10 protein-coding genes are annotated in these 12181 nt (G+C 47.2%); 5 read left to right on the forward strand and 5 right to left on the reverse strand.

What is annotated here, in order from left to right; genetic code table 11:
- The first annotated feature begins 17 nt into the window (after window positions 1–17).
- Together ACFQ88_RS18865 and ACFQ88_RS18870 are read left to right on the forward strand one after the other, a co-directional pair.
- Window positions 18–1892: a helix-turn-helix domain-containing protein gene (locus ACFQ88_RS18865; protein ID WP_379455190.1), complete on the forward strand. Its 1875-nt coding sequence runs from the start codon at window positions 18–20 to the stop codon at window positions 1890–1892.
- 112 nt (window positions 1893–2004) lie between these two features.
- Window positions 2005–3009: an ABC transporter substrate-binding protein gene (locus tag ACFQ88_RS18870; protein WP_379455191.1), complete on the forward strand. Its 1005-nt coding sequence runs from the start codon at window positions 2005–2007 to the stop codon at window positions 3007–3009.
- A 129-nt stretch (window positions 3010–3138) separates the two neighbouring features.
- Here the strand turns inward: ACFQ88_RS18870 and ACFQ88_RS18875 are convergent, their stop codons facing one another.
- The 3 genes from ACFQ88_RS18875 to ku all read right to left on the reverse strand — a co-directional run bounded on the left by ACFQ88_RS18875 (window position 3139) and on the right by ku (window position 6391).
- On the reverse strand, window positions 3139–4398 hold the full coding sequence (locus ACFQ88_RS18875) for a cytochrome P450 family protein (protein WP_379455193.1): 1260 nt from the start codon (window positions 4396–4398) through the stop codon (window positions 3139–3141).
- 219 nt (window positions 4399–4617) lie between these two features.
- The gene (locus ACFQ88_RS18880) at window positions 4618–5475 is read right to left on the reverse strand and encodes an ATP-dependent DNA ligase (RefSeq protein ID WP_379455195.1); all 858 of its coding nucleotides are present in this window, start codon (window positions 5473–5475) and stop codon (window positions 4618–4620) included.
- Between the two features lie 79 nt (window positions 5476–5554).
- Window positions 5555–6391: a non-homologous end joining protein Ku gene (gene ku / locus ACFQ88_RS18885; RefSeq protein ID WP_379455197.1), complete on the reverse strand. Its 837-nt coding sequence runs from the start codon at window positions 6389–6391 to the stop codon at window positions 5555–5557.
- Window positions 6392–6580: 189 nt separating this feature from the next.
- Between ku and ACFQ88_RS18890 the strand changes: the two genes are divergently transcribed.
- From ACFQ88_RS18890 to ACFQ88_RS18900, 3 genes are all read left to right on the forward strand, one after another.
- Window positions 6581–7582 (forward strand): Gfo/Idh/MocA family protein, encoded by a 1002-nt coding sequence (locus ACFQ88_RS18890; RefSeq protein WP_379455199.1) that lies wholly within the window; start codon window positions 6581–6583, stop codon window positions 7580–7582.
- Between the two features lie 149 nt (window positions 7583–7731).
- The gene (locus ACFQ88_RS18895) at window positions 7732–8157 is read left to right on the forward strand and encodes a MarR family winged helix-turn-helix transcriptional regulator (RefSeq protein ID WP_379455201.1); all 426 of its coding nucleotides are present in this window, start codon (window positions 7732–7734) and stop codon (window positions 8155–8157) included.
- 212 nt (window positions 8158–8369) lie between these two features.
- Window positions 8370–9743 (forward strand): MFS transporter, encoded by a 1374-nt coding sequence (locus tag ACFQ88_RS18900; protein ID WP_379455203.1) that lies wholly within the window; start codon window positions 8370–8372, stop codon window positions 9741–9743.
- Window positions 9744–9879: 136 nt separating this feature from the next.
- Here ACFQ88_RS18900 and ACFQ88_RS18905 read toward each other — a convergent pair whose 3' ends face one another.
- A complete protein-coding gene (locus tag ACFQ88_RS18905) occupies window positions 9880–10968 on the reverse strand; it encodes a GerAB/ArcD/ProY family transporter (protein WP_379455253.1) in 1089 nt (362 codons plus the stop codon).
- 44 nt (window positions 10969–11012) lie between these two features.
- A complete protein-coding gene (locus ACFQ88_RS18910; protein ID WP_379455262.1) occupies window positions 11013–12170 on the reverse strand; it encodes a Ger(x)C family spore germination protein in 1158 nt (385 codons plus the stop codon).
- Window positions 12171–12181 lie beyond the last annotated feature (11 nt).

Below are 12181 nucleotides of genomic sequence, written 5' to 3' on the forward strand. Positions count from 1 at the left end.
AGAGGATAAACGCTCGTATGTTTCTAAAAAAATCCCGGTTTACAAAAAACGGAAAGACGTACAGCTACTATAAAATCGTCGAGACCTATAAGGATGAAGCCGGTAGCCATAAGCACCGGATCGTGAAACATTTGGGCAAGCTCAGTGATGAGGAGGCTGCCGAGGTCCGGCAAGTATTAAAGGAACAGGGTAAGCGGCTGCACGGCAAACAGACCGGAGTGTCCCGTGGCGAAGATGATGAACCGGCTTATGTGCAACGGCGAGCTGCGCAAATCGTCGTATTGCTCGACACCCAGATGCTCATTTACCAGCCATATGCCCAGAAGGAATGGAATGTGACGGAAGATGAAATGCTGCTGCTTGTTCGGGAGGGAGAAGGCGAGCTGTATATGGACGGGAAGAAGATAGCGCTGCACTACGGGCTTGTTGTCTACGCTCCTGCCGGAAGCGGCATGCATGTTGTCAATACAAGCGGCGGCGTTCTGCAGCTTGATCGGATGACGATCGAAGCTGCAACTAAAAGCAGCACGCCGTCCGGGCGGGGGGATTATCGTTCAGACCGTTTGCCGCCAATCGTGCAGGAGCCTGTTCAGCTGAAGACGCCTTATAGGGCGCTGCAGCTGTTCAAGGAGCTGCATGAATGGGACGAGAGCGGCGAGCCGTGGAATCCTATCAAAAGGCAGCTGTTATTCTATAAGTTATTGGATCTCATTATTCGTTGCGTCCAGGATGCTTCTCCTATTGCAAGCGATCATTCTAATGTCATTGATCAAGCGATAGAGATCATCCACAAAAACTACAGCTACAATTTGACACGCGATCAGTTAGCCGAGCAGCTTGGAGTATCGCCCGAGCACTTCTCCCGGTTGTTCAAGAAGGAAAGAGGAATGAGCTTCATCGATTACTTGCAGCAGCTGCGTATTGAGAAATCGCGGGAGCTGCTGCTGCTATCCAAATCCAACGTACAAGTGGTTGCGAACCAGGTCGGTTTTCAGAATCCGTTTTACTTCAGCCGCAAATTCAAACAGCTGGTTGGAGTATCGCCAAGCGCCTATATTCATCAGCCCAAAAGATATGTCACGTTGGATGCTGGCATAACGTCCTGCCTGCTCACGTTAGGCGTTGTGCCTCGTGCCGGGATAATAACGGATTGGATGGCGGAGCATTACAAGAGCTTGTTGGACAAAGCCGATTTTTTACCCATCCAAGGCTTGGATAAAGGCAGCATTCAGCTGCTAAGCGAACTGCAGCCGGATCTCATCTTTTGCAACGTGCATAAGCAGGACAATGCGAGCATTGCCAAGCTGGGGCCTGTTGCGGCAATAGATCTCGAGAAAGTCCACTGGCGTGAGCAACTCCGATATATAGCGGAGGTGGCCGGCAAGCAGCAGGAAGCAGAGGAATGGCTGAGAGCTTTCGAGATGAGGCTGACACAGGCGAGAATGAAGCTGGCTCGAAGCTTGAACGGTTGTCAGGAGACCTTCGCTATTATGAAAGTCGTGTCCGGCAAAATGTACATGTATGGCGATGCAAGGAGTATGGGCGGACCGATGCTCTACCGGGAGCTGCAGCTTCCTCCTCCAACCGCCGTGAAGGAGCGGATTATCGATCAAGGCCTGTTGAACGTATGCGTCACGGCAGCCGATTTATGTGAGTATTCCGCAGACCATTTATTCTTGATCAATTACGAATCCAACTGGACGGACAGCGCGAAATCGTTCAAATCGCATCCGAACTGGAAGAAGCTAGCTGCAGTGATAAACAATAAAGTATATGAGGTAAACCGGGAGCAGTTCTATGGCTTCGATCCGTTATCGCTCGAGCTGCAGATGCAGGAAATCTTGAAGCGCGTGCTGCCTGAATCGCCGTCCCGGTCTAAGTCACAATTGTAGCCACTACTTATCATGAATGTGTATGGACTGCGTTCTTACTTGATTGATATGATGTTACTTGAGAATCATTATCATTCTCAAAGACATTTCGAAGACAGGGGAGCGACACTTCATGTTTGCAGTAAAAGGTTTGGCAGCCGCTTTGATGGCTGCGGTTCTGGTTGTTAGCAGCGGCTGCGGCAATTCAGCGGGAACAAATACGGGACAGCAGGCTGGGGCAACGCCGGCACCTAATCAAACGGAAGGAAAGAGCACAGAGAGTACAACAAAAACTAGAACGGTTAAAACTGCGAAAGGAGAGGTGACGATCCCGACAGAACCGAAGCGTGTCGTCGCCGCTTATTATCACGGTACCTTAGCAGCCTTGGGCATCAACGCCATAGGAGCCAATAAGCAATGGTGGATGGGCAGTCCGTTTCTTAAGGAGCAGGAAGCTAAAATGGAAGATATCGGAGCACCGGGCTCTGTAGAGAAAATTGCCTCTATGAATCCGGATTTGATCGTCATGAACGGATTTACCGAAGAAAACTACGATAAATTTGCCAAGATTGCTCCGTCGGTGTTCATTCCATACACGGCTTACAATAATGTTCGTGAAGAAGTAAAGCTGCTTGGTGACTTGCTAGGAAAGCAGAAGGAGGCTGCCGAGTGGCTGGCCAAATACGAGCAGAAGGCCAAGGATAGCCGAGAGAAAGTGAAGGACGTTGTCAAGGACGGGGAAACGGCAGTTATCATCAATGTCCGCGAGAAGAAAATATCGCTTCTGGGCGATAACTACGGCCGAGGCGGAGAAATCATTTACAACATGCTGAAGATGAAAGTGCCTGAGTTTGTTCAGAAGCAAGCCATCGACACCGGCAAGCAGATCGCCGAAATCTCGATGGAGACACTGCCGACCTATGCGAATGCCGACCGTATATTCATCTGCATGAACGAAGGCACGACGGAAGAGCAGGTGAAAGAAATTCTTAACAGCCCGATCTGGAAGAGCCTTCCTGCTGTTAAGAACAATAAAGTGTATATGCTCGATTACAAAACGTATTTGTATTACGATCCGATCTCCATCCTTGGGCAGGCCGATTTGATCACCGATATGCTGGTGAAAGGCGCAAAGTAAGCTGCAGAGGCTGATTCGACGCTACAGAATCGCCTCCGATTCGCAAGTATGCAAATAGCCTTAGCCGTTAGACGGCCAAGGCTATTTTTGATGCCTGGTCTGTTATGCGTTACTAGGAATTGTACCCGTCTAAAAAGCAACGGGAAGGGACGCTAACCCCTGTGAAGATAATGCGAAGTGCCAAGCTACGTTATCGCGGGGGATGCTAAGTCTCAAATTGGGCATGCGCCTTAGCAGGGAGGTGAAGGCAACGTCAGCTTCCACGCGAGCCAGCGGCGCCCCCAAGCACATATGAATCCCGTATCCGAAGGCGAGATGACGGTTCATGGTGCGAGTAATATCCAGCTCCTCCGGCAGGCTAAACTGGTGTTCGTCCCGATTGGCCGATTTCAGCAAAGGAATGACCATATTTCCTTTCTTGATCCGCTGTCCGGCAAGTTCCGTATCTTCCGTGGCAAAACGCGGTCCTGACGCTGTGGCGGGACCATTGAAGCGCAGAAGCTCTTCGACCGCTGAGGGAACAAGACTAAGGTCCTTTGTAAGCCGCTCCAGCTGTTCGGGATGATCCAGCAGCATCAAGGTGCCGGTGGCTATCAGATTCGAGGTCGTCTCATGTCCGGCAAAGATCAAGAGAGAGATCATCGAGATCAGCTCCTCTTCGTTCAGGCGATCCCCTTCTTCCTCGATGGCGATCAACTGGCTGATCAAGTCATCGGCGGGATGCTGCCGTTTGTCAGCCACAAGCTTCGCCGTGTACATGCCGAAGGCTCGTAAATGCTCTGCAACCTCTGGCTCTTGCTTGCCAAAACCGAGACCGCGTGCGAGCGCACCGGACCATACATGAATTTGTTCCCGATCGGCTTGAGGCACTCCCAGCATTTCAGAGATGACATGGATCGGTAAAGGATAGGCGTAGTCTTTGACAATGTCCATCTCGCCACGAGCTTGCACCCGATCAAGCAATTCGTCGGCAATCTCCTGTACGCGCGGGCGTAAGCCCTCCATGAACTTGGGGGTAAAGGCTTTGGACACCAGTACCCGCAGCCGACGATGATCGGGTTCATCGACAAACAGCATGGATTTGCCGGTGAAAAAGGTAGGCGGAGCGGACGGATCCGCCTTGTCGGCAAGGCCGGCTCTGATGTCGTTGTTGCCGTCGATAGTAGTCGGATCCACGGTAAAGCGGGCATGGTCTTTGAGCACCTGCATCGCTTCCTCCATACGCAGAATCATCCAGGCTTGACCTGTACCGCCCATCGGATTTGGGATAGGTATCACCGACCCCATAGCTCGCATTTGTGCAAATAAGGGAAAGGGGTTCTTCACGCTTTCTTCACTGAATAAATTGAATGCTCCTTGCTCCGATGTGCTGTGATCCGATGGATTCATTGACGTTCTTCCTTTCTAGAGATGATTTAACTCCCCAATAACCATGGTATTGTCGTCCCAGTCACTTTTTCAGGGAAATTTTCTCCATATACTATTAACCAGTTGTCTTGCTGCTATACACGCTAACCGCAAAACATAAACCCCCGGGACCTAGAGTTCCGAGGGCTTATGCTTATGTATAACGTTATATATATTTCAAATAAGAGCAGATGAAGCAGGCTAAAGAAACCGTACGAATGAAGGGTCTCTCAAAAAGCCATCCTTTGAGTACTTTTGAAACTTTATTCGAGCTTTTATTACCGGCAATAATGAGACTATATCTTCAGACTCCTTAAGGATCAGCGGCTTAGACGCTGCTAAAAGCGTTAGTTTATCTACTAGGGTAAGCCCGGATGAGACAAACCCGGATTCTCTAAATCCTCTAGCTTTGTCCACTGCAGAAATTCTAATTTTAGTACTATCGGATGTATAACCGGTCACGAAGAAATCATCGTACTGCCAATTCATGATTTTTAACCATTCGTCAGACCGGTCTCCGATATACAGACTATCTTTCTTCTTGGCGACCATACCTTGCATATCACGCTTTCGGATTTCTTCAAAGAGCTTGCTCCCATTGTTCTCAATAAAGGGGATGAACCCTATATTCCGGTTGCCCAGATCGAGCTGCCGAAGAATTTCCCGTCTCTTCATTAAAGGCAAGCCTCTAAGGTCTCTGCCTTTGTAAAACAAGATATCGAATAGGATGTAATTACAAGGATTATGTATGCTTTGCTTCTGAATCTCTTGGTGCTTTCTTAACGAAAAGCGCTGCTTTATACAATCCGAGTCGATATGGCCGCTGTGCTTATCAACATTGGCAATCACCCCATCCAATACGATGTCATCATCGATGTGAATATGGTAGATCTCCGGGAAAAACCGGGTTACATCACGATGAAATCGGCTGTATAAATGAGTGATCTGGTTCACCTGCGAATAGATGAGACGGTAACCTTCGATTTTGGGTTCAAATATATATTCATTATCATCAAACGGTTCTTCGTAGCCTTCTAACAGCATTGGTTGTAAAAACATGAATTAACACCTCTAGGTGCAATTGTAACAAGTAACAGGCACTTAATTCATGCGTTAATTCATGGTTTTGGAGGAGCATTTATCCAGATGCGGGCTTTGAAGTTTTCTTAGCTTTCGTAGTTTTCTTCTTGGGCGACGATGCATTATTATCTGAAGCCTGTTCGATACTCGCCTGCAGTGCTGCCATAAGATCGATGACATTAGTAGACGGAGCCTCCGGCGTGACGGTGATTTGTTTTCCTTCCACTTTCTTGTTGATCGCATCCAATACGCGGGCTCTATATTCGTTTTCGTACTTTTTGGGATCAAAATCCGTGGATAGCTGTTCAATGAGCATTTCAGCCATTTGGAGCTCTTTGGGACTCACTTCTACATTAGGTGTCAAATTAGGGACATCTCCGGCAGATCGAATTTCGTCAGGATAAAAGATTGTTTCCATAGCGATGCAGTTATCCACTAATCGAATCGCGGCTAAGCTCCCTTTACTACGTAATGCGACATTGGCAATTCCGATTTTACCTGTATTTTTTAAAGCATTAAACAGCAAATTGTATGCGTTGACTCCTGTTTCAGCCGGGCCCAGAAAGTATGTTTTTTGAAAGTAAATAGGGTCTATGTCATGTAAATCAACAAAATCAATAATCTTGATTTCTCGTGATTTTTCCCCGCCGATTGCCTCCAGCTCATCTTTTTCAAACACTACAAAGTGACCGGGCTGATATTCATAACCTCGTACAATGTCCTCATTTTGCACTTGCACATCACAATTTTTGCAGGTTCTCGTAAAGGAAATAGGGCCCCCGCAAACATTATGGAGCATACGCATAGAGATGTCTTTGTCCTCTGTGGCAGCATACATCTTGACAGGGATGTTAACCAATCCGAAACTGATTGCGCCTTTCCAGATCGTGTGCAATGATGTCTCCTCCTTGCAGGAAATTTTCTATTATTTTTCCCATAACAGGCAGGAATTAACCAATGAGATAGAGAAACGGGAGTAGTCATATTTAGAAGATTAACGAAAGTCTATGAAATGAAGGAAGAGCTGCCATGGCGCACTCATTACATTTATCCTAGTCGATATGATTGAAAGGGTGTTATGCTTATGAAATTAGCGATTATAGGTGCAACCGGGCACATCAATTATGTATTCAGCGGCTTGAGACAGCTCCCTGAGGTCAAGTTGGCCGCTGTGGCCGTCGGTTCCGCCGGCGAGACAATGGACAAGGTTATCCAATCAGCGCAAAAGGAAAGTCACTCGCCGGCCGTTTATGAGGATTACTTGAAGCTGCTGGACGAAGTTGAGCCGGATATCGTGGCGGTCGCATGTTACTTTCACGACCATGCCCGAATTACAGCGGAGGCGCTGCGCCGGGGCATTCATGTATTTGTCGAAAAGCCGATCGCGACGACGCTGGAAGACTTGGCTATGCTGCGTGATTTGTATGCTGCTGCAGAGGGGAAGGGCGTACATCTTGCTGCGATGTTCGGCATCCGTTATCAGCCGGCATTTTTGACGGCATGGCACGCGGTTTGCGATGGGGCGGTAGGGGAAGTGCGGCTGCTTCAGGCACAGAAGTCCTACCGGCTCGGCCGCCGTGGCGAGCATTTCACGAAGCGGGACACCTATGGCGGCACGATTCCTTGGGTCGGCAGCCATGCGATTGATTGGGTACGCTGGTACAGCGGCCAACGCTTTGAAACGGTCTATGCCACGCATTCGACCCTATTCAATGAGGAGCATGGCGAGCTGGAGCTCACGGCGCAGTGCCAATTTACGATGTCCGGCGAAATCGGCGCCTCAGTCAGCATCGACTATTTGCGGCCGAACGAGGCACCGTCGCACGGCGACGACCGGATCCGCATCGCCGGAACAGCCGGCGTGCTCGAGGTCCGGGATCAGCAGGTGCTGCTGATCAATGGAAGGCACAATGGCGTGCAGGAGCTGCCGTTAGTTCCGAAAGGCGAGATATTCGCCGATTTCGTGCGGCAGATTAAGGGAGAAGGGCGCTGCTTGGTGAGCGCCGAGGATTCGTTTTACGTGACGGAGGCCTGCTTGCGTGCGCTTAGGTCGGCGGATGAGAAACAGGTCGTACGTTTTGAATAATTAGTCATCACTAATGGATCCCCGGGTACTTATGTGCCACGGGGATTTTTATATACCTCAATAGATCTAGGGGAGTTGACTCTGGAAAAGCGGTGTGATTATAATGGTCGTAACAACTATATTCATGTCAACTAAAAGTGGGGATAACCATGGAATTAGAAAAATATATCGGTGTTAATGTACAGCGGGCAGCTCTAAGGCTTAACAACTATTATCAAAAAGTGGTCAATCCGTTTAATATTACTGTAGATCAGTGGGAAATACTCGTAGTTCTGTGGGAAAAGGAAGGGATTACCCAAAAGGAGCTTGCAGAAAGGCTGCACAAGGACCAGACGAACGTTGCGCGAATGCTGTTCAAGCTGGAGAAGAAGAGATTTATTTATCGTGAGACCCATGAAACGGATCGAAGGTCTTTGCGCGTCTATTTGACTCCTGAAGGCCGTGATATGAAAGAGCAAATTATTGCTCCTTCCTTCGAAGCTTACAAGAACACCATTAAAAATTTAACCGAAGAGGAAGTTGATACATTCCGAAGGGTACTGAACGTAATGTATAACAATGTCAAAGATTTATAATCAGCAGTGAAGTTCGGCCATCACTTGAATACTTAGGTATCATTAAGTTTAGGAGGTCATATACTTGCTGCAACCATTATAGATGAGACAACTTTATTTGCCTATGGAGAATGTAGCTAAGACAACTCCAATTCATTTTGAAAAGGCAGGTCATATACTTGTCGCGACCATTATAGCTAGGACTATTATTTAATAATAAAGGAGATTATACTATGGAAACAACTCAAAAAAGTGTCGGGATCTTTGACTCCAATTACAGAGCATTAACTATTGGAATCATACTTGCCGTCACTACTGTGGCGTTTGAAGGACTGGCGATCACTACGATCGCTCCGAGTCTTGCCCAACAATTGGATGGCCTTCACTTGTACGGCTGGATATTCAGCGCATTTCTTCTGGCGCAAATCGTAGGAACTATGATTATGGGGCAGCGGATCAACAAGAATGGTGTTTTTGTAGCATTTATTGCTTCCATACTTTGTTTCGTGATCGGTATTGTTATCGCGGCAGCTTCACTGAATATGATGGTGTTAATCGCAGGGAGGGTGTTTCAGGGGCTTGGTGCAGGTGCCATCATTACTTGCGTATATTACAGCATTACTCTAGGTTATCCCGATAGGATGAGAACGCAGATCCTTGCCATGTTTTCCGGCGCATATATATTACCCGCACTGATTGGCCCTTATATTGCCGGACTTTTGGCTGAAAATGTATCCTGGAGATTTGTCTTTTGGATGGTGCTTCCCTTCATAGGCTTAGCTGTAGGACTGACTCTCCCAGCTTTTCGAAAATTTAAAGTAACGGAGAACGTAACATCCAAAAGCTCCGGCAAAGAAGGCTATGCCGTGCTGCTGGCCGTGGGAACGGGAATGCTTCTGACAGGACTAGGCTACATATCCGACTGGAAGGGGATGGCGCTATCGGCTGCAGGATTGATTGTCATCATTCATCCTTTGCGAAAGCTGCTGCCTGAGGGAACCTTTAGGGTAAGGCGAGGATTGCCGGCAACCATTGCTTCCAGGGGACTGTTCGTCGCTTGTTACAATGCTACTGAAAGCTACGTTGTCCTGGCATTGACAGAAGTGAAACAATTGCCTGCGGATCTGGCGGGATTAATTGTAGCCGCGGGTGCATTAAGCTGGTCAGCGGCAGCCTGGTTCCAATCAAAGCTTGATACCAAAGATCACGGGACGGGCAGAAATAAACGAGTAGCGGCCGGTATTGGTTTTATGATTATCGGGGTTGCCGCAGTTATGCTGGCAGTCGGCATTCCCGAAGGCGGAATCGTATTTGCGGTGGTATCGCAAATCTTTACCGGATTTGGCATCGGCTTGGCGCATCCAACTACGGGAGCGATTGCATTGCAGCATGCGAAAGCCGGTGAAGAGGGAGAAATATCGGCTAGTCTTCAGTTTACCGATGCATTCAGTCCGGGCTTAAGTATCGGGATCGGCGGCGCCATTATTGCCGTTAGCCAGTCGCTAAATTGGGGATTGTTAACGGGGATTCTGTTGGCATTGTCTCTTCAATTGTTTTTCGTTATGATGAGCCTTTCGATTTCCTTCCGTATCAAACAGACGAAATAAGCCCGTGCGACCGTTCAAAACAACATTGTTCTACATTAGCGAACGCATTGTTGCCTCACGTTGTCTATAGGGGAGGAGTCGCTATGAGATATAATCTTGATTTGTGCGGAGTTGCCATTGAACCCGGATCACTCAACTAAACGGCTTTCATGGATTTTCGTTTGATGACGGTGATGGTCCATAATAAAAGCGGGATGCCGATACCGCATACCGGGAATATCACGGTCGACCATGCTTGGTCGTAGGAGGTAAAGATCGTCTCATTAGGAATCAGTATCGCAATGATAAAAATCATCGGTGTACCCAACCAGCTGAATTTCCGCCAATCTTTCACGATGAACCATTTGGCGGTTTCGTAGCTGGAAATAAACAAATACAATGATAATTGAGCACACACTCCGAATATCCAAATAAACATAATAAAAATATCTACGTTTTGGATGAAATTAAATATATTAATCGTTCTGACGTACATAAAGTAGGAAAACCTTATTTTAGCAGCTAAATTCGGACCGAAAACCAGCAAAACCATGAGGGTTGATGTGGAAACCATAAGCACGGTCACGCCAACACCAAGCAAGGATTTGGAGAGAGCTTTTTGAGGGGTATGCATGAATGAGACAATGACTAATAAGGTGAACGGACCTGAAAACCAGAAAGCAGGTGCAAGTGATCCTTTAGAAATGCCCGCCCATCCGGAATCAAAATATACGGGGAGTAAATGTCGCCATTCTACGCTGCCTAGATTTAAAATGAAACTAACAATTAGCATTAAAAGAAGAATTGGCCCCATGAGTTCGCAAAATCGACCGATTCCGGTAATCCCTGCAGAGTAGGTCATATATACCGATAAGCCTAACAGGAGTGTGATGATAACCCAGAGGGGTGTTCTGTCAACAAGTATAAGATGTAAAAAATCTGCAAATGACCGAAGCAAAACAGCGGAAAGCAGATGCCATGCAATGAGGTACGGAAGGACAATGAATCTCCCGAACCATTTACCGAGCAGAGTTAGACTATATTGGGCCAACGACTGCTTGGGATGAAGCATGCTTAAATGAACAACAAGATAGGTTAAGACCACAGCTATTCCACCCCCCAGCAGCATCGAGAGCCACGCATCTTGCTTTGCTTCTACGATCGCTGGTGAAATTCTTAACCCGATCATAGCAACGACTTGGGTCGTTACAATAATCCAAAATAATTGCGATCCTGACAGCTTCATTTTTCTTTTCACTCCTCTATGACGCTATTTAGCCCGAACCCCAATTAAGGCAGCACCTTTACAGATGAAGTGGTTTGTCCTGGATCTTTGCATTGCAGTTCTACTTTGACTGAAATGGGAAGTTCAGGAAACATCTTGTTCCATTCTTCCTTCATAGAGATCCACAGTCGTGGATATTGCTGATGAATAACTTCACCAAACCCGAAGATATCCAGCTTGTACTGTTTTTGAGCATTTGCTACGAGCTGCTCTACCGATTGCTGAGCCTCTTTACCGAGTTCATCTTCTATGACTCGCAGATCCTTGGGTATGGCTGGATCCAGGCTTGAGTTATTTTCAACAATCATTCCTTTTCCAGTGAGGCTAACTTCCATCTGCATCCGATCTTCGACGGTTTTCAATTTAATACGTCGACTTAATGATTGCAGCTGCAAGCTAACGTTTCCATTTCCTTTCTTGACGGAAGAGGTAATAGTAAACCCCTTTAAACGATCCGTTATCCAGTTGACGTAATACGATTCATTCGTATTCAAGAATCCAACCAATTTTAAGCCGTTGTCTTTGTTTAAAACAGCAGTCCCGGTATAGACATATTTCTTTGAAGGAGTTAAGCTGACTGCCGGCAATAGGGGGTGTGTACCTTGGCTCAATGCATCTGATAAAAAATCCCGGTAATAATAGGCTTTCATATGTAAACTGGCTTGTTCATTTACAAGTGCCATGGCTGTATATGGATCAAAAATGGGCTGCATTGAAAGGATATCTTTCGCTTGGCCATCCTTCACAACATATATTGTTGAACGCAGCTCTGATTGAGGATTACGGATAAACATGTCGATAAACCTGCCAATTCCGTACTCGGCCATCGTTTGTCCGATGAGTATAACTTGGCGATGACCGTAAAACAATTGTCGGGAAAGCTTTGTCTGTAATATTTGGCCGGCGTCCATAATATTTTTTCCTTTTGCAGATGCGACATAGAAGCTTTTCTTATTTTCACCGCCACCGTTCGCTTCTTGTCCACCGCCAATAACTGCAGGAATCGCTATTTGAGAACTCACTTCCACCTGACCGTCACTCGTTATATCCAGCGCTGCACCGGTAATGAATGCAAGCTGATTCGGTTCCCGAAGATCCCAACAACCAGTTAAGGACGATACCGATAGGAGCACAACGAAACAAAGCTTGCCCGCTCTTTTCATGGCTGAATCTC

The organism is Paenibacillus sp. NPDC056579 (genome assembly GCF_042793215.1).
Lineage (GTDB): Bacteria > Bacillota > Bacilli > Paenibacillales > NBRC-103111 > Paenibacillus_S.